At 74.6% G+C, this 18,497-nt stretch carries 16 protein-coding genes; 13 read left to right on the top strand and 3 right to left on the bottom strand.

The window, feature by feature from the left end; all coding sequences use genetic code 11:
- Positions 1-144: 144 nt before the first annotated feature.
- On the bottom strand, positions 145-1,491 hold the full coding sequence (locus tag ACQ452_RS15550; protein ID WP_433384789.1) for a protein kinase domain-containing protein: 1,347 nt from the start codon (positions 1,489-1,491) through the stop codon (positions 145-147).
- Between the two features lie 531 nt (positions 1,492-2,022).
- Here ACQ452_RS15550 and ACQ452_RS15545 point away from each other — a divergent pair.
- The 8 genes from ACQ452_RS15545 (at position 2,023) to ACQ452_RS15510 (ending at position 9,270) form a co-directional block, all read left to right on the top strand.
- Positions 2,023-2,652 (top strand): RNA polymerase sigma factor, encoded by a 630-nt coding sequence (locus ACQ452_RS15545; protein ID WP_433384786.1) that lies wholly within the window; start codon positions 2,023-2,025, stop codon positions 2,650-2,652.
- Between the two features lie 16 nt (positions 2,653-2,668).
- Positions 2,669-3,412, top strand: a complete 744-nt coding sequence (locus ACQ452_RS15540) for a hypothetical protein (RefSeq protein ID WP_433384783.1) — start codon at positions 2,669-2,671, stop codon at positions 3,410-3,412.
- A 238-nt stretch (positions 3,413-3,650) separates the two neighbouring features.
- The gene (gene egtA / locus ACQ452_RS15535) at positions 3,651-4,883 is read left to right on the top strand and encodes an ergothioneine biosynthesis glutamate--cysteine ligase EgtA (RefSeq protein WP_433384780.1); all 1,233 of its coding nucleotides are present in this window, start codon (positions 3,651-3,653) and stop codon (positions 4,881-4,883) included.
- Entirely contained in the window at positions 4,880-6,217 is a 1,338-nt protein-coding gene (gene egtB / locus ACQ452_RS15530) for an ergothioneine biosynthesis protein EgtB (RefSeq protein ID WP_433384777.1), read from the top strand. Before egtA ends, egtB begins: the two co-directional genes overlap by 4 nt.
- A gap of 67 nt (positions 6,218-6,284) precedes the next feature.
- A complete protein-coding gene (gene egtC, locus ACQ452_RS15525; RefSeq protein WP_433384774.1) occupies positions 6,285-7,031 on the top strand; it encodes an ergothioneine biosynthesis protein EgtC in 747 nt (248 codons plus the stop codon).
- Positions 7,032-7,076: 45 nt separating this feature from the next.
- Complete coding sequence (gene egtD / locus ACQ452_RS15520) at positions 7,077-8,042, top strand: L-histidine N(alpha)-methyltransferase (RefSeq protein ID WP_433384771.1); 966 nt, start codon at positions 7,077-7,079, stop codon at positions 8,040-8,042.
- Positions 8,043-8,281: 239 nt separating this feature from the next.
- Positions 8,282-8,869 (top strand): TMEM165/GDT1 family protein, encoded by a 588-nt coding sequence (locus tag ACQ452_RS15515; protein WP_433384768.1) that lies wholly within the window; start codon positions 8,282-8,284, stop codon positions 8,867-8,869.
- A 38-nt stretch (positions 8,870-8,907) separates the two neighbouring features.
- Entirely contained in the window at positions 8,908-9,270 is a 363-nt protein-coding gene (locus tag ACQ452_RS15510) for a DUF1622 domain-containing protein (protein WP_433384765.1), read from the top strand.
- 27 nt (positions 9,271-9,297) lie between these two features.
- Here the strand turns inward: ACQ452_RS15510 and nhaA are convergent, their stop codons facing one another.
- Positions 9,298-10,602, bottom strand: a complete 1,305-nt coding sequence (nhaA, locus tag ACQ452_RS15505; RefSeq protein WP_433384762.1) for a Na+/H+ antiporter NhaA — start codon at positions 10,600-10,602, stop codon at positions 9,298-9,300.
- 333 nt (positions 10,603-10,935) lie between these two features.
- On the opposite strand from nhaA, the gene ACQ452_RS15500 reads away from it, so the two are divergent.
- A complete protein-coding gene (locus ACQ452_RS15500) occupies positions 10,936-12,384 on the top strand; it encodes a polysaccharide biosynthesis tyrosine autokinase (RefSeq protein WP_433384760.1) in 1,449 nt (482 codons plus the stop codon).
- Here the strand turns inward: ACQ452_RS15500 and ACQ452_RS15495 are convergent.
- A complete protein-coding gene (locus tag ACQ452_RS15495; RefSeq protein WP_433384757.1) occupies positions 12,365-12,919 on the bottom strand; it encodes a low molecular weight phosphatase family protein in 555 nt (184 codons plus the stop codon). The two genes, ACQ452_RS15500 and ACQ452_RS15495, sit on opposite strands and share 20 nt — an antisense overlap.
- Positions 12,920-13,081: 162 nt before the next feature.
- Here ACQ452_RS15495 and ACQ452_RS15490 point away from each other — a divergent pair, with 162 nt between their 5' ends.
- From ACQ452_RS15490 to ACQ452_RS15475, 4 genes are all read left to right on the top strand, one after another.
- Positions 13,082-14,323: a glycosyltransferase family 4 protein gene (locus ACQ452_RS15490; RefSeq protein ID WP_433384755.1), complete on the top strand. Its 1,242-nt coding sequence runs from the start codon at positions 13,082-13,084 to the stop codon at positions 14,321-14,323.
- A gap of 109 nt (positions 14,324-14,432) precedes the next feature.
- A complete protein-coding gene (locus ACQ452_RS15485; protein ID WP_433384752.1) occupies positions 14,433-16,196 on the top strand; it encodes a DUF4012 domain-containing protein in 1,764 nt (587 codons plus the stop codon).
- 13 nt (positions 16,197-16,209) lie between these two features.
- Positions 16,210-16,848 carry a hypothetical protein gene (locus ACQ452_RS15480; RefSeq protein WP_433384749.1) on the top strand — a complete coding sequence of 213 codons (639 nt, stop codon included), beginning with the start codon at positions 16,210-16,212 and terminating at the stop codon, positions 16,846-16,848.
- Positions 16,849-17,108: 260 nt separating this feature from the next.
- Positions 17,109-18,458, top strand: a complete 1,350-nt coding sequence (locus tag ACQ452_RS15475; RefSeq protein ID WP_433384746.1) for a serine/threonine-protein kinase — start codon at positions 17,109-17,111, stop codon at positions 18,456-18,458.
- The last annotated feature ends 39 nt before the right edge of the window (positions 18,459-18,497 follow it).

Raw genomic sequence — 18,497 nt, 5'->3', positions numbered from 1 at the left:
CCAGCTTGTCAACAACGCTCACCCGGACTCCCGAAGGCAGACGGCGGAAAGACCCTGCTGGGAGGGTAGAGCGATTCCTGTGCCCGTAAGTCCGGTTTGGGATTATCGGTGCCGCTGGGGTGGTCGCGCCGGCGACCCCGTCGGTCAGACCGCCGGCGGATTGGCCGGATCCACCGGCGTGGTCTGCGTCGCGGTCGGCTCCGCCGGCGGCGTGCTCTGCGTCGGGGGATCGCTGGGCGGCGGGCCCGTCGGGGCGCTGGTGGAGGTGGGATCCGGCGACGGGGTCGCGGACCTGCTCGGCTGGGGGGAGACCGGCGGCGCGGTGGCCGACGGCGACGGTCGCGACGTGGAGCCGGTGGGCCGGAACGGCCGGTCGCGGTCGACGGGAGCGTCGTCCTGCTCCGCCGGCGCCTCGGCGCCGACGCTCGGCTCCACGACCGGGGTGGTGGTCCGCGGGACCTCGACCGCCGGCGCGTCGCGCCCGGTCGCGCCGAGCGCCGCGCCGAGACCCGCCAGCGCCACGAGCACCGCCGCGGCCGCGCCGAGCAGGGTGCCACGTCGCTTCCGACGGGTCGCGGTCGCGACGACCGGCAGGTCGGCGCGGGTGCCCGAGTCGAGCTCGCCCACCGCGAGGGCGGGCGCCCCGACGATCGGCGCGGTCGGACCGGACACGGCGGCGCGGGCGGCCTCGGCCATCGCCGCCGCACTGCTGAACCGGTCGGCCGGGTCCTTGGCCAGGGCGCGCGAGACGAGCGCGCGCACCGCCTCGGGCACGCCACGCGGCAGCTCCGGCGGCTCGTCGTCGAGGTGGCGCACGGCCACCTGCAGCGGATTGTCGCCGGTGAAGGGCGGACCGCCGCTGAGGCAGCAGAAGGTCACCGCGCCGAGGGCGTAGACGTCGGTGGCCCCGGAGACCGGCCGACCGGCCGCCTGCTCCGGCGCCATGTAGAGCGCGGTGCCGGGCACCGCGTTCGTGCTGGTGATGCTGGTGACGTCGGTCGACCGGGCGACACCGAAGTCGACCAGGACGACGCTGCCGTCCTCCTGCACCAGCAGGTTGCTCGGCTTGACGTCGCGGTGCACGATCCCGCCCAGGTGCGCGGCGTGCAGCGCCTGCGCTACCTGCGCGACGATCGCCATCGTCTCGGCCACGTCGAGGCGACCGGCGGCCTCGATCCGCTTGGACAGCGGCTGGCCGGTCACGAACTCCATGACCAGGTAGTCGGCCCGGCCGCCGTCGGGCAGGTCGTCCTCGCCGCTGTCGAAGACCTGGACGATGCCGGGGTGGCGCAGGGCCGCCATGATGCGGGCCTCGGCGCGGAAGCGGGCGATGAAGTCGGGGTCGGAGACCAGCGCGGGCAACAGGACCTTGACCGCGACCTGACGGCCGAGGACGAGGTCCTTGCCCCGCCAGACGTCGCCCATGCCGCCCGTGGCGACACGTTCGTCCAGGCGGTAGCGACCGCTGAGTACGACCTCCGATGACAACACACCACCACCGTACCCAGAGCGGCGCGGATCGGCGCGGCGCGGATCGGCGCCCCGGCCCCCGCGGGCCGGCCGGCGGGGTTGCGAAAGCGGGGCCGGCCCATGGATGAACGGTGATCACCCGGCGGCGGTGGGTCACGGTGGCCGCCCGCCGCCGCCGCACGCTGGACGAACATGAAACCCTTCGCGGCCAAAGCGGGGTGCAGCGTCGCACAGGGCTACGCCGTTACGGCGACGGGCCGCCCGAACGGCTAGATAATTATCACTCTTTTACCTACCGGGTCGGGCTTGCCTGAGGGGCGCAGGCGCTCCTAGCGTTGGCCCGACTCGGGCCGCCCCCATGGTTGCCGCGGCACCTGCGCCACCGGCCGTGCCGCCACGGCAGGAGTCCGGACGTGCCGTCCGGGCCACGCGGACCCGGCGGTGAGCAGGCCAGCGGGGGGCTGAGGGTGCGGGATCAGGTCCGGCCACCCTGCCGTGCCCGCCTATCGGGCGCGCACGCGTGCCTCCCGCAGCCACGAAATCGGCGGGCCCATGACGGCTGAGCTGAACGACGCCGTGGTGGCGGCGCAGGCCGGCGACGAGGACGCCTTCCGCTTCCTCTACCGCAGCCTCCAGCCCGGCCTGCTGCGATACCTGATCGCCCTGGTCGGCGCGGACGCCGAGGACGTCGCCTCGGAGACCTGGCTGCAGATCTCCCGCGACCTGGCCAGCTTCACCGGTGGGCAGTTCCGGGCCTGGACCGTCACCATCGCCCGCAACCGGGCGATGGACCACCTGCGGCGGCAACGTCGCCGCCCCTGCATGCCGGTGCCGGTGCAGGAACTCGCCGAGCTGGCCGCCGACGCCGACACCGCCGAGCGGGCCGGCGAGACGATCGGCACCGAGGCGGCGCTCGCGCTGATCGGCACCCTGCCGCCCCGCGAGGCCGAGGCGGTCCTGCTGCGTGCCGTCGTCGGGTTGGACGCCCAGACCGCCGGGCGGGTGCTCGGCCGCCGGCCCGGTGCCGTGCGCACCGCCACCCATCGCGGGCTGCGCCGCCTCGCCGCCCTGTTGGAGCGCCACGACCCGAACGGGTCCTCGGCCATCCCCGCCGCGGCGGTGCCGCCCCGACCGCGCGCCGGCGGGCGGCAGGCGCCGTACGCCGAGCCGGCGGACGGTTGACGTGAGGGGACCCAGGATGTTCTTCCGTCGGGCCGGGCGGCCCGGGGACCGGGCCGCGTCCGACCGGCTGCTCGACACCGCCCGCGCCGCAGCGACCCGGACGGCCGACGGCGAGCCCGGTCCGCTGGCCCGCGTGCTCTCCGCCGCCGCCGGCCCGGCCCGCCCCGGCGAACTGGCCGGGGAGGAGGCCGCCGTGGCCGCCTTCCGGGCGGCCCGCGCCGTGCGGCCCGCCGTCGGCCCCGCCCCGTCGCCGCGCCGCCGCCGGTTCACGGCCGGTGCCGCGGCCTGGGGGGCCGCGATCGCGGTCACCGCCACGGCGGGCGCGTCCTTCGCGGCCGTCGCGCTGAACGGCGCCGACGAGCCGGTCCCGCCGTCGCGCCCGGCCGCCACCGCCCCGACCGCCACCGCGCCGGCCACCACCGCGCCGGACGACAGGCAACCGGAGCGGGGCGGCTCGACCGCCACCACCGGTGGCGGCCGAGCCACCGGAACCCCGTCCGCTGCCTCGACCGCCAGCACCTCGGGCACGCCCGGCCCCGACACCACCGCCGGTGTCGCGCCGACGACGCCGGGGCAGCGCGCCGAGCAACTGCGCGGGCTCTGCCGGGCGTACCTGGCCAGGAAGCCGGCGCAGCGGGTGGAGGCCCTGGACACCCCCTCGTTCGCCCGCCTGGTGACCGCGGCGGGCGGCCCCGGGCAGGTCGAGGACTTCTGCCGCGAACTGGTGCCCGAGGTGCCGCCGCCGGCCCCGACCGGCTGACCCGCCCGTGTTCTGGCCCGGTCCGCCGGCCTGGGGCCCGTTCCACCTGGCAGCCGGAGCTGAGCGGCGGGCGCGGCGGGCCGGGGCCGGGTCGCCCGATGCGCCCGCCGTTCCGGCCCGCCGCGGGAAAACCGTCTGCTAGACAGGATCGGGTGGGAGCCGCCGGCACCCCCGCCGATGTCGGTGGGTGGCGATACGGTGACACGGGCCGGAAGTCGGCCGGGAAGGAGCCCGACCTGTGGTGACGTCGCCGGAAGTCGAGAAGAGCACCATCCTGCGGGAGTCCGCCGCCGCCGAGGGGCACCTCGCTGGCATCTGTTTCAAGACCGGTCCGCCGACACACACCGGTGTCGAACTCGAATGGACCGTGCACGACGCCGCCGACCCCGCCCGGCCCGTCGACCGCGAGCGGCTCCGGGCGGCCCTGGGCCGACACGGCCCCCACACCCTCGACCGCGCGAGCCCCGCCGAGCCGCTCCCACACGGTGGCACCGTGACAGTGGAGCCCGGCGGGCAGTTGGAGATCTCCACCGTGCCGCGCACCTCCCTCGCCACCCTCTTCCACGCCACCGACGGCGACATCGCCGAGCTGCGCGGTCTGCTCGACGCCGCCGGGCTGGTCCTCGGGCGCAGCGGCATCGACGCGCACCGGCCGCCCCGCCCCGTGGTCGAAGGCCCCCGCTACCGGGCCATGCGGCGCGTCTTCGACCGACGCGGCCCGGCCGGCCGGACGATGATGTACAGCACCGCCGGCCTGCAGATCTGCCTGGACGCCGGGGAGCCGGAACACCTGGCCGACCGCTGGGCGGTGGTGCACGCGGTCGGGCCGCCCCTGCTGGCCGCGTTCGCCACGGCTGACCGGCACGCCGGCCGGCCCACCGGCTGGGCCTCCGCCCGGATGGCCGCCTGGTACGGCATCGACCCGGCCCGCACCCGTCCCGTCTGGACGCCGGAGACGGATGTCGACCCCGTCACCGCCTGGACCAGGTACGTCCTCGCCGCGCCGCTGCTCTGCGTACGTGGCGGGGGTCCCGACTGGACGCCGCCGCCGGGGATCACGTTCGCCGACTGGGTCGACGGGGCGCTGCCCCGACCGCCCACCAGCGACGACCTCGACTACCACGTGAGCACGCTCTTCCCGCCGGTGCGGCCCCGCGGCTACCTGGAGCTGCGCTACCTCGACACGCAGCCGGGCCGGGGCTGGGCGCTGCCGCTCGCGGTGCTGTCCGCCCTGCTCGCCGACCCCGGCACCGTCCGGGCGGCCCGTGCCGTCGCCGGGCCGGTGGCGCACCGCTGGCACGCCGCCGCCCGGCACGGCCTGCGCGACCCGGCACTCGCCGCCGCCGCGGCGGACCTGTTCGACCTGGCCCTCGCGGCCCTGCCCCGGCTAGACCTGCCGGCGGCCCTGCACGACGACATCGACCGTGGCGTACGACGGCGGCGCGACGCCGCGGGGAGGAGTCACCGGTGACCGGAACGAGCACCCGGTGGGCGGGCGCGGAGCAGTTGCGCAGCCGGATCGCGGCGGAGCTGGCCCGCACCCGCGCCCGCACCGCCCTGCTGACCGAGGCGGTCGACGAGGACGACCTGATGCGGCAGCACTCGCCGTTGATGTCGCCGCTGGTGTGGGACCTGGCCCACGTCGGCAACCAGGAGGAGCTCTGGCTGGTGCGGGACGTGGGCGGCCGCGAACCCGTCCGGCACGACATCGACGACCTGTACGACGCGTTCAAGCAGCCCCGCCGGGACCGCCCTACGCTGCCGCTGCTGCCACCGGCCGAGGCGCGCGCCTACCTGCTCACCGTCCGGGACAAGGTGCTCGACCTGCTGGACCGGGTCGCGTTCACCGAACGGCCGCTGGTCGCCGACGGCTTCGCCTTCGGCATGATCGTGCAGCACGAGCAGCAGCACGACGAGACGATGCTCGCCACCCACCAGCTGCGCGCCGGCCCGGCGGTGCTGCACGCCCCGCCGCCGCCGGAGCCGAGGGCCCGGGTTGACGCGGAGGTGCTGGTGCCGGCCGGTGAGTTCACCATGGGCACCGACACCGACGCGTGGGCGCTGGACAACGAGCGCCCGGCCCACCGGGTCCAGCTGCCGGCGTACGTCATCGATGCCGCGCCGGTGACCAACGGACGCTATTGCGAGTTCATCGCCGACGGCGGATACGACGACCCGCGCTGGTGGAGCCCGGCCGGCTGGCGGCACCGGCGGGAGGCGGGGCTGTCCGCGCCGGCGCACTGGCGGCGCGACGCCGACGGGTGGGCCTGTCGGCGGTTCGGGCGGTGGGCGCCGGTCCGCGACGACGAGCCGGTGGTGCACGTCTGCTTCCACGAGGCGCAGGCGTACGCCGCGTGGTGCGGCAAGCGGCTGCCGACCGAGGCGGAGTGGGAGAAGGCGGCCCGCTGGGATCCGGCCACCGGCCGTTCCCGCCGCTACCCGTGGGGCGACGAAGACCCCGCCGCCGAGCACGCCAACCTCGGCCAGCGACACCTGTGGCCGGCCCCGGTGGGCGCCTACCCGGCCGGGGCCTCGCCGCTGGGCGTGCACCAGCTCATCGGCGACGTGTGGGAGTGGACCTCCACGGCGTTCCGGGGCTATCCCGGCTTCACCGCTTTCCCCTACCGCGAATACTCGGAGGTCTTCTTCGGCGACGAGCACCGGGTGCTGCGCGGCGGGTCGTTCGGCACCGACCGGGCGGCCTGCCGGGGCACCTTCCGCAACTGGGACTACCCGATCCGGCGACAGATCTTCAGCGGCTTCCGGTGCGCGCGCGACGCCCGGCCGGAGGAGACGCAGTCGTGAGGGCGGGCCCGCCCGGCCGGCGACGGCGACACCGGGGGCGCCCCGCCGGGCCGGGCGGTGCCGGCTGATGTGCCGCCACCTGGCCTACCTGGGGCCGCCGGTCACCCTGCACGAGCTGCTGTTCGACCCGCCACACTCCCTCGTGCGGCAGTCCTGGGCGCCCCGCGACATGCGCGGCGGCGGGACGATCAACGCCGACGGCTTCGGCGTCGGCTGGTACCCGGGCGGGGGCGAGCCGGTGCGCTACCGGCGCTCGCAGCCGATCTGGAGCGATCCGACCATCGCCCAGCTCGCGGCGGTGACCTCGGCCGGCGCGGTGCTGGCGGCCGTCCGCTGCGCCACGGTGGGCATGGCGGTGATCGAGGGGGCGGCCGCCCCGTTCGCCGAGGGGCGGTGGCTGTTCAGCCACAACGGGGTGGTGCGGGGCTGGCCCGACTCGATGGTCCCGCTCGCGGCCACCCTGCCCGTACGCGACCTGCTCACCCTCGACGCGGCCACCGACTCGGCGCTGCTGTGGGCTTTGGTGCGACACCGGCTGCGGGCCGGGGTGCGGCCGGCCCGGGCGATCGCCGAGACCGTGACGGCGGCTGCCGGGGCCGCCCCCGGGTCCCGGCTCAACCTGCTGCTCACCGACGGGCGCACGGTGGTGGCCAGCGTGGCCGGGCACGCGCTGTCGATTCGCGCGACGCCGGCCTCGGTGCTGCTGGCGTCCGAGCCGCACGACGACGAGCCCGGCTGGCAGGCGGTGCCGGACGGGCAACTGGTGGAGGCCACCGCGACGGGGGCGCGGGTACGTGCCCTCGCGCAGGTGTGACCGCCGCCCGACAGGGACGTGCCACCCGACGACGAAGGGACAGACATGAGCGCGGAGCCGCTGGAGATCCACCTGGAGGAGCAGGACCTGGGCCGCAGCCTGCGGGAGGACGTGCGCACCGGCCTGACGGCGGAGCAGAAGTGGCTGCCCCCCAAGTGGTTCTACGATGCCCGTGGCAGCGAGCTGTTCGAGGAGATCACCCGGCTGCCGGAATATTATCCGACCCGGGCCGAGCGCGCGGTGCTGGCCGAGCGGGCGGCCACGATTGCCGAGCTGACCGGGGCGAAGACGCTGATCGAGCTCGGTTCGGGTTCGTCGGAGAAGACCCGGTTGCTGCTGGAGGCGTTCACCCGCCGGGGCGGGCTCGGCACGTTCGTGCCGCTGGACGTGTCGGTCAGTGCGCTGCGGCAGTCCACCGCCGAGATCGCGGCCGAGCATCCCGGGCTGCGGGTGCGCGGCATCGTGGGTGACTTCACCCGGCACCTGGACCGCCTGCCGATCGGGGGACGCCGGCTGGTGCTCTTCCTCGGCGGCACCATCGGCAACCTCCTGCCGGCCGAGCGGGCGCGGTTCCTCGCCGCGATGCGGGCCGCGCTGGAGCCGGGCGACTGGCTGCTGATCGGCACCGACCTGGTCAAGGACCCGGCGGTCGTCGTGCCCGCGTACGACGACTCGGCCGGGGTCACCGCCGAGTTCAACCGCAACGTGCTGCGGGTGATCAACCGGGAGCTGGGTGCCGACTTCGATCCGGCGGGGTTCGCCCACGTCGCGCTCTGGGATCCGCAGCGGGAGTGGATCGAGATGCGGTTGCGGGCGCTGCGGCCGATGCGGGTCCGGGTGCTCGATCTGACGGTCACCTTCGCCGAGGGCGAGGAGTTGCGCACGGAGGTCTCGGCGAAGTTCCGGCCCGAGGGGATCGCCGCCGAGCTGGGCGCGGCCGGCTTCGCCGCCAACGATTTCTGGACCGACCCGGACGGGCTGTTCGGCGTCACCCTGGTCCGCGCCGAGTGACGAGCGCGCTCACCCCGGCGGGTGGCCCGTCCACCCGCCGGGGCCGGCCCGATCCGTGATCGGCTAGGCTGGTCGGCGCGAAGGGGAGTAGCCCCCAATGTCGTGGTCGACACACTGGTGCGTTCCGCACCCGGCCACGCGGCCTCGTCATCGAGGCGGGCGAGACCTTCGACCCAGGCTGTTGCAGCCGGGTCGAGGGCGCCCCCGTACCTCCTCCCGGCCTGATCCGGAAGGATGTCATGGAAGGTTTCCTCGTCGCGCTGACGGTCAGTTTCGGCGTCATCTTCGTCGCCGAGCTGGGGGACAAGTCCCAGCTGATGGCCCTGACCTTCGCCACCCGCTTCAAAACCGTACCGGTCCTGATCGGGATCACCGTCGCCACCGCCGTGGTCCACCTGGCCTCGGTGGCGATCGGCTACGGCCTCGGTGCGGCGCTGCCGACGGAGTGGATCTCCCTCGTGGCGGGCGTGGCGTTCCTCGGCTTCGGCGCGTGGACGCTGCGCGGCGACCGCCTCACCGAGGAGGAGAAGCGCAAGGCGGAGCTGAGCAACAAGTCCGCCATCGTCGCGGTGTCGGTCGCGTTCTTCCTGGCCGAGCTGGGCGACAAGACCATGCTCGCCACCATCACCCTCGCCACCCAGTACGGCTGGTTCGGCACCTGGCTCGGCTCGACGATCGGCATGGTCGCGGCGGACGCGCTCGCCATCCTCGTCGGGCGGATGCTCGGCCGCCGGCTGCCGGAGAAGACCATCAAGTACGGTGCCGCGGTGCTCTTCGCGATCTGCGGGCTCTGGCTGATCCTGGAGGCCGTCGGGCAGCTCACCTGAGGTCGACTACCGCCCCGCTGGCCGGGTAACGCCAGCGGGTGGGCATCGAGGAGTTCGTCCACCGCGGCTACCAGGCTCTGGTGGTCGCGGTGGAGGTCGCCGGGGCGGTGGTCATCTTCACCGGGGCGGCGTGGGCGGCGCTGCGGTTCGTGGTCGAGGGGCTGCGGCACCGCAGCGCCGCCGTGTTCACCCCGATCCGGCTCTCCCTGGGGCGGTTTCTCACCCTCGGGCTGGAGTTCCAGCTCGCGGCCGACATCCTGCGTACGGCGGTGTCGCCGACCTTCGCGCAGATCGGGCAGCTCGCGGCCGTCGCCGCCATCCGGACCGCGCTGAACTACTTCCTGGGTCGCGAGATCCGTCAGGAGCAGCGGCAGGTCCGGGAGAAGGAGCCGGCGCTGTGACCCCCGCTGTCGCCGGCGGTCGCCCGCTCAGCCGTCGCCGCGCTGGTAGACGTCCGGCACGCCGTCGCGGTCGGCGTCCACCCGTTCGGCCTCGGCGATGCGCCGGTAGGCGGCGTTGCGCCGGCGCAGCACGATCGAGGCGAGCAGCGCGGCGATCACCGAGCCGGCCAGCACGGCCGCCTTGACGTTGCCGGCGCCGGTGCTGCCGTGGTCGAACGCGAGTTCGCCGATCAGCAGGGAGACGGTGAATCCGATGCCGGCGAGCAGCGCCACGCCGAACAGGTCGGACCAGGCGATGTCCTCGTCGAGCCGGGCCCGGGTGAAGCGGGCCAGCAGGAAGGTCGAGCCGAAGATCCCGATGGCCTTGCCGAGGACCAGGCCGGCGACGACGCCGATCACGATGGGGTCGGAGACGATCGCGCCGATGTCGGCGTCGCGCAGCGACACCCCGGCCGCGAAGAACGCGAAGACGGGCACGGCGAACCCGGCGGAGATGGGCCGCCAGCGGTGCTCGAGGTGCTCGGCGAGCCCGTGCGCGTCGCCGGTGCGGCTGTGCAGGACGGGCACGGTGAAGCCCAGCAGGACGCCCGCCACGGTGGCGTGCACGCCGGAGGCGTGCATGAGGGTCCACGCGGTCACCGCCAGCGGGAGCAGCGCCCACCACCAGGTCTTGCGGCGCTGCACGAGCAGGCCGAACAGCGCGATCGGGGCGAGGGCGGCGAGCAGGGGCAGGACCTGGAGGTCGGCGGTGTAGAAGATCGCGATGATGGTGATGGCGAGCAGGTCGTCGACCACCGCGAGGGTGAGCAGGAAGGCCCGTAGTCCCTGCGGCAGGTGCGAGCCGATGACGGCCAGCACGGCGAGGGCGAAGGCGATGTCGGTGGCGGTGGGGATGGCCCAGCCGCGCAGCCCGTCGCCGCCGGCGACGAGGTTGACCGCGACGTAGATGAGGGCGGGCGCCGCCATGCCGCCGACCGCCGCGACCATCGGCAGCGCGGCCCGGCGTGGGTCGCGCAGCTCGCCGGCGACGAACTCGCGTTTGAGTTCCAGTCCCACCACGAAGAAGAAGATCGCCAGCAGTCCGTCGGCGGCCCAGGCGGCCAGGCTCAGGTCGAGGTGCAGCGACGCCGCGCCGGAGAACGGCACCCACGCGCCGATGGCGGCGTAGGAGGCCTCCCAGGGCGAGTTGGCCCAGGCGAGTGCGATCACCGCGCCCAGCAGCAGGAGGCCGCCGCCGACGGTCTCGGTGCGCAGCACGTCGGCCAGGAACCGGGCCTCGGGCCAGGACGTACGTGAGAAGAAGCGGTGCGGTCGCGGGGTGCGGTCGGTCATGTGTGGATTCACCTCTGGTCTGGGCAGCACGAATCGCCGCCGACCAGGCTTCCCGGCACACCGTCAACGACCCTACCCAGCGTCGGCGGGGTCGGCGAGCCGGCACGTGTGATTGGCGGCGACGTCACGGCGGGTGGGCTTTCGCCCGCGACCAGGCAGGCCCTACGCCGTTTGTCCCGTGGGTGGGTCGAGCGCATATGTCAAGGGTCGAAAATGCGTAACTCGGGACATAAGGGCGTATGAGTCGCTTTAATGGTTTCACGAGATTAAGTCGACCTTGGGGGTTTTCGTGAAGTTCTTTGGCGTTACCGGCCTGCTACGGAGGCCCGCCTGATGGACCTTTACCGCCAACTCCGCCTCGTGCGCCGGCACTGGTGGATCGTGCTCCTCACGGTCATGGTCGCGCTCGGCGTCACCGCCCTCGTCACCGTCCGGGCGCAGCCCCGGTACGTCGCGTCGGTGACCTTCTTCGTCACCACGCCCAGCCAGGGCGTCACCGATGCCTACCAGGGTGGTCTCTTCCTCCAACAGCGCGTCAAGTCGTACGCCGAACTGCTCACCAGCGACCGTCTCGCGCAGAGCGTGGTCGCCGAGAACCCCGTCGGTCTGACCGCCGAGGAGATCCAGCGCCGGATCGGCACCTCCACCGAGACCGGCACGGTGCTGCTGCGCGCCTCGGTGACCGACACCGACCAGAACCGGGCCCTGAAGGTCACCGAGGTGCTCTCCGCCAAGTTCGTCGAGCTGGTGCAGAAGGTGGAGACGACCCAGGACGGCAAGGCCGGCCCGATCAGGATCGAGGTGGTCAGCGGGCCCCGGGTCACCCCGACCCCCGTCTCGCCGCAGCCGGTACGCAACTTCGCCGTCGGGACGCTGCTCGGCCTGCTCGGCGGCGTGGGGCTGGCACTCCTGCGCGGGCTCGCCGACGTCCGCCTGCGTGACGCCGCCGGCCTGCAACGCACCACCGGCAGCCCGCTGCTCGGCGAGATCCCCTTCGAGAGCACGGCGAAGTCGGCACCGTTGATCGTCGGCGACGCGGCGAACTCCGCCCGGGCCGAGGCGGTCCGGAAGCTGCGCACCAACCTGCGCTTCGTCGACGTGCACGAGCCGGCCCGGGTCATCGCGGTCACCAGCGCCCTGCAGGGCGAGGGCAAGACCACGCTCTCCTGCAACCTGGCGATCGCCCTGGCCGAGGCCGGCTGGCGGGTGCTGCTGGTCGACGCCGACCTGCGCCGCCCGAAGGTCGCCGACTACCTGGGGCTCGACGCCGGCATCGGGCTCACCGACGTGCTGGTCGGCGACGTCCAGGTCGGTGACGTGGTGCAGCGCTGGGGTGACAAGTCCCTGCTGGTGCTCCCGAGCGGCTCGGCGCCGCCCAACCCCAGCGAGCTGCTCGGCTCCAAGGCGATGGCGGATCTGCTGCTCGCCCTGCGGGAGTCCGCCGACATCGTCATCATCGACACCGCCCCGCTGCTGGCCGTGACCGACGGTGTGGTGGTGGCCGTGCAGGCCGACGGCGCGCTGCTCGTCTCCCAGCAGGGCCGCACCTCACGCAGCCAGGTGGCGCAGGCCGCGCGCGCCCTCAACTCGGTCTCCGTGCGGCTGCTCGGCTGCGTGCTGAACATGGCCAAGGTGGCCAAGGCGGACGCCTACCAGTACGAGGCCTACCGGGTGGTCACGGGGGCCGGCACGCCGGCCGAGCGTGGCCGGGCCCGGCACGCGGAGCGGGTCGACGACGTGACCAGCGACCGTACGCAGGAACTCACCCGGCTGTCGCGATGAGCGCCGCGAGGGGGCGCATCGACCGTTCGATCTCCTCCGCGCACCGCCGGAAGTCGGCGGCGGTCCCGCCGATCGGGTCCCGCAGGTCGTCCGCGTCGGGGGTGGCGGGTTGCAGCCGCCCCCGGGCGCGGGTAGCGGCCCCGACCGCGGCCCGCAGGGGTCCGTCGGTCGGATCCGTGGTCGCCTCGGCGGCCTCGGCCAGGCGACCGAACTGCCGCAGCGTGAACGTCCGGTGCAGCGCGGCCGGCGCCAGCGCGGTGCACACCGAGCGCTGCCGGCGCGTGGCCGCGAGCACCAGCGTCGCCCCGATCAGGTGTTCGGCGCGCAGCCGGCGGCTGCGGAAGTCGGTGGGGTCCCCGCCGGTCTCCGCCGCCAGGTCGGCCGCGTGCGGGTGCATCGGCAGATCGTCGAGGGCGTCGGTGCCCGCGCTGGCGATCGTCACCTCGAGCCCGGACAGCAGGCGCCGGGCGATGTACTCGGCCATCGGTGAGCGGCACAGGTTGGCGTGGCAGACGAACAGCACCCGGTCGACCATGCGGACCCCTCTCGTCGGTGCCGTCGCGGGCGGTGGCGCCGCGACGGGCGGCGGCCGTCGGTGCCGGCCGGTGGTGGAGGGGATGCCGGCATCGTACGCGGACCGGACGCCCGCGGGGCACGGTGCCGCGCCGAACCGACCCGGCGGGACGGGGGCGTGCCGGTGAGGATCGGCATCCTGTCCTACCACTTTCCGCCCGAGCCGGCGTTCATCGCGGGCAGCCTCGCCGAGGAACTCGCCGTGCGGGGGCACGAGGTGAAGGTGCTCACCGGCTTCCCCGACTATCCCGGCGGTCACGTCTATCCCGGCTGGCGGCAGCGGTGGCGGCACGAGACCCGCAGCGAGCGGCTGACGGTGCGGCGGGTGCCGCGCTACTGCGCACGCGACGGCTCGGCCCGCGCCCGGCTGGCCGGGTACCTGTCGTTCGCGGGCAGCGCGACCCTGACCGGGCGGTCGTTCCTGGCCGACGTCGACGCCCTCTACGTCCACCTGCCGCCGGCGAACGCCTTCGCCGCGGCGGGCCTGCTCCGCCTGCTGGGCCGGGTGCCGAGCGTCGTGCACGTGCAGGACGTCTGGGCGGAGGGCGAGCCGGTCGACGCCGGGCGCGAACGGTGGACCGAGCGGATCGCCGCCGCGATGGCGCACGCCTACCGGGGCGCCGACGCGATCGCGGTCGCCGCACCGTCGCTGCGCGAGCGGGTCGTCGCCGCCGGCGCGGACCCCGCCCGGGTGCGGGTGGTGCTCAACTGGACCGACGAGCGGATCTTCCATCCCGCACGGCCCAGCACCGCCGCCCACCGCCTGATCCGCCGCGACGAGCGCTGCGTGGTGATGCACGCCGGGACGATCGGCGCCCGGCAGGGGTTGCAGACGGCGGTCCGGGCGGCGGCGGCGCTGGGGAACACGGTGGATCTGGTGCTGGTGGGCTCGGGCGCCGACGAGCGGCGGGTGCGGGGGCTCGCCGCCGAACTGCGCGCCGAGAACGTGCGCTTCGTCGAACGGCGCTCCCCCCTGGACATGCCGGAGCTGTACGCCGCCGCCGACTACCAGCTCGTCATGCTGCGTGACCTGCCCGAGCTGCGCAGCACCCTGCCGGCGAAGCTCCAGGCGGCGTTCTCCTGCGCCGCGCCGGTGGTGGCGTCGGCCGGCGGCGACACCGCCGAGCTGGTGGAGCGGGCGCGGGCGGGGCTCTCCTGCCCGCCCGGGGACTGGGCGAGCCTCGCTGACCGGTTCTGGTTGGCCGCCACCATCCCGGCGCCCGCCCGGGCCGAGATGGGCCGGCGCGGGCGGGAGGCGTACCTGCGGGAGATGTCGATGCCGGCGGGCGTGGACCGGATCGAGCGGCTGTTGCACGAGGCCATGGCCTGGCGCGCCGATGCGGCGAAGCGCGAGCGGGGCTCGTGAGCGGGTTGCCCGCGTCATCTCCCGGTGTGAACGGTCGTTAGCAAAGTGGAACGTCAGCGGCACGGGCCGCTGTCCCGGTCCAGGAAGGGCGTGTGGTGTGACGCAGAGCGTGAGACGGCGCCGACGGCGCGGCCGTACCCGCCGACGGCAGGTGCGCCGGGCCCTGCTCGCCACCCTGGTGGTGGGTTCGTTGTTGCTGCTCACCGGCGGCTGGGTGGGCTTCCGGGGCTGGCAGGCCCGTGCCCACCTGCTCAACGCCGCCGGCCTGGCCCGGGAACTCAGCGCCCAGCTCGTCGGCGGCGACAGTGCCAGGGCACAGCGCACCCTCGCGGCGTTGCAGGAACAGTCCGGCAGCGCCCGGACGGCGACCGGCGATCCCGGCTGGTGGCTCGGCCGGCACACCCCGTACGTGGGGGACAACCTGGCTGCCGTCCGGCAGATCTCGGTGGCGCTCGACGACCTGGCCCGGCAGGCGTTCCCGCCGCTGCTGCGCGCCGACCTGACCAGCCTGGTGCCCGCCGGGGGGCGGCTCGACGTGGGCCGGCTGCGGAAGTTGTCGGCCGAACTGGGCGCGGTCAACGCCACGGTGCAGGGTGCCCGGGACAGTCTCGCGTCGGTGCCCAGCGACGGCCTGGTCGGTCAGGTCCGGCAGGCGCTCGTCGACCTGCGGAGCGAGATCGACCGGCTGGCCGGCCTGACCGCCGCCGCGGACCAGGCCAGCCGGCTGCTTCCGACGCTGCTGGGCGCCGACGGCGCCCGCACCTACCTCGTGGTGTCCCAGAATCCCGCCGAGCTGCGCGCCACCGGCGGCATGATCGGCGCGTACGCCGTCATCCACGCGGCGGACGGCCGGGTCCGGATGGGGCGGCAGGGCATCAGCAGCGAGCTGGGCCGGTTCCAGCCGCCGCTGAAGGTGCCGGCGGAGGTGCGCCGGATCTGGGCCGACCTGCCCGGGATCTATCCGGCGGACGTCAACCTCAGCCCGCACTTCCCGACCGCCGCCGCCCTCTACCGGGAGATGTTCCGCCGACGCCTGGGGATCACCGTGGACGGTGTGCTCGCCGTCGACCCGGTGGTGTTGTCGTATCTGCTCAGGGCCACCGGCCCGGTGCTGGTGCCCGGCGGCGTCCCGCTGGCCGCCGACAAGGTCGTGCAGACGGTGCTCAGCGACAGCTACCAGCGGATGGACAACAAGAAGCAGGACGCCTTCTTCGCCGCCTCCGCCGCCGCCGTGTTCGACGCGCTGGTCACGAAGAATGTAGAGCCGAAAGCTTTATTGTCCGCATTTGACCGCGCTGTCACGGAACGGCGGATATTGTTCTGGAGTGCCCGAAGTGACGAACAGCGGACCATCGGCGCCAGCCGAATGGCCGGCGCGCTCCCGGAACGGGACAGCGTGCCGACGGTCGGCGTGTTCCTCAACGACGGCAGTGGCGCGAAGCTCGGCTACTACCTCCGGCCGGCAGCGACCCTGGCGGTCGGCGACTGCCGGCCCGACGGCCGCCGGGAGATCCGACTCCGGGTCACCCTGCGTTCGTCGGCACCAAGGTCGGGCCTCAGCGAGTCGGTTCTCGGCCTCGCGCTGGCCGGTGACCCGTACACCGTCCGCACGCTGGTGTCGGTGCACAGCCCGGCAGGTGGGGCTGTGCTCGCCGCCCGTCTGGACGGCGTCGAGACGCCGGTGGGCAGCGGCACCGAACGGCGCCGCCAGGTGGGCACCGTCAACGTCGAGGTCGGCCCGGGAGCCTCCCGCACCCTGGAGGTCACCGTGCTGACAGCGGTCACGAGCGTCGGCGCCGCCGAGCTGTGGCTGACCCCCACCGTCACCCCATGGACCACCCAAGTTGTTTCCGCACCAAGCTGTGATCAGTAGGAGGGAACCAATCATGCGGCTATCCCGCATCATCATGGCGCTCACGGTCGGCCTGGCCGTGCTGGCCGCGCCGACCGCAGCGGGGGCGGCGCAGCCGCAGCCGGCGCCCGGCACCGGAACGCCACAGCCACCGGTCTATCCGCCCGGCCCCGCGACTCTGACGGTGAGCCCGCCGACCGTCGTCGTCGGACAGACCGCCACCCTGATCGGCACCGGCTGGACGCCGGGCGAGACGGTCATCATCACCGTCAGCACGTCGCCGCTCGCCGCCGCCGTGTCCGGTGCCGACCAGGCCCGCCGCAGCAACGGCGAGACGGTCGCGATGGCACCCGTCTCGTTGCAGCGTGGGCCCCAGCCGAGCCCCAGTACCCTGGTGGTCACGGCCGACGCTGCCGGCAACTTCCGCACCACCTACACGCCGACCAGCCCCGGCACCTACACCTTCCGGGCGGTCGGTCAGACCTCCGGTCAGGTCGCGACGGCCACGCTGACCGTGCTCAAGAAGCACGCGCCGCCGCTGCCCGTCACGGGCGACAGCGTGAGCACCCCGATGAAGTTCGGTGGCGGCCTCGTCGGCGCCGGCGCGGTGCTCCTGCTGCTGTCGCTGGTCTGGCGCAAGCGCCACCGCTTCGGTATCGGAGCCGCGCGCTGACGGTGAACCCCCTTCCGGGCATGGCCCGGACACCGCGAGATGGCTGGCGCCCGTCGGATCCGTCCGACGGGCGCCGGTCCGTGCCCGTTGGTGTCCGTCGCGCCGGTCGGCACGCCGGCGCGGGGGATGACCGGTCCCGGCCGGGCATCCGGTTTCGGCTCGGCCGCGAACCGGGCCCGCACCCTCGGCGGCCCGGCCGGGGCGTGGCACCATGGCCGTGTCCTCCGCCGGTGGCGGGACACGACATCGATGGAGTCGGGATGACAGGACTGGCCGGTGCGCCGGTGCCGGGGCTGGCGCCACTGTGGACGCACGACCCGGTCACCGCCGGCGCCTACCGGCTGCTCGGCCGGCTCGGCGCGGGCGGCCAGGGGGTGGTCTACCTCGGCGAGGACGACCAGGGCCACCAGGTCGCGGTGAAAATGATCAACATGGACCTGCGTGACGCCCGGACCCGGGCGCAGTTCATGAAGGAGATCGCCGCGGCACGACGGGTCGTCCCGTTCTGCACCGCCCAGGTGCTCTTCGCGGACGTGGACGGCGAACGCCCCTACGTGGTCAGCGAGTTCATCGAGGGCCCCACCCTGCACCAGCACGTCCGCGACGACGGCCCGATCGCCGGCAACGCGCTGCACCGCCTCGCCGTCGGCACCGCCACCGCGCTCGCCGCGATCCACCGCTCGGACGTCGTGCACTGCGATCTCAAGCCGGACAACGTGGTGCTGGGCCGCGACGGCCCGCGCGTGATCGACTTCGGCATCGCCCGGGCCATGGGCGTCACCGAGACGGTGACCAGCCGGGTGATGGGAACCACCGCGTACATGGCCCCGGAGCGGTTCCGCAACGACGCGGTCGGGCCACCCTGCGACGTCTTCGCCTGGGCGGGCACCATCGCGTTCGCCGCCGGTGGCCGGCCACCCTTCGGCAACGACTCGCTCTTCGCGGTGATGCACCGGGTGCTCAACGACCCGCCGGACCTGCCCCCGCTGCCCCCGGGCCTGGACGAGTTGATCCGGCACTGCCTGGCCAAGGAGCCGGCGGACCGGCCGCAGGCCGAGCAGGTGCTGATGCGGCTGCTCGGGCACGACGCGGCGGGGACCGGTCCGCTGCGCCGGGAGACCGTGCTCCAGCTGGGCATCGAGACCGCCGGCGCGCCCACGCCCGGGCAGCCGCTGGCGGCCCCCGCCGCGCCGCTGGCGCCGCAGCCCCGCCCCGTGGCGCCGGAGAGTCGGACGTTCGCGCCGCAGGCCCACCCCGTGGTGCCGGAGAACCGGACGTTCCCGCCGCAGCCCCGCCCCGCCCCGGCGGAAACCCGGGCGGTCGTGGCCATGCCGCCGTCGTACCCGCCCACGGCGCCCGTGCCCGACGCTTCCGCTGACCCGGTCGACCCCGCCGACGACCGCTGGGGGCGGCGGCTGCGCCGCGAGTCGGTCGACGCCGGCGGCGTCTCGATCGCGATCTTCCTTGGTTTCGCCGGCGCCGCCGCCGGCTACGTCGCGTCGAGCACGGTGGGCCCGGCCGTGGCGAGCGGGGCGGCCACCTTCGTCGTGGTCTACGTGGTCCGGTTGCTGGCGGCGTCGGCCCTCGGCGGCCGGTCCGACGATTCCTGAGCGCAGGGTGCCGGGCCGGACGCCGCCGGTGGCGGGCCA

This window comes from Micromonospora sp. KLBMP9576, from assembly GCF_050941805.1.
GTDB lineage: Bacteria > Actinomycetota > Actinomycetes > Mycobacteriales > Micromonosporaceae > Micromonospora.
Note: the sequence above shows the minus strand (reverse complement) of the source record. Positions and strands in the feature narration are given on the sequence as shown.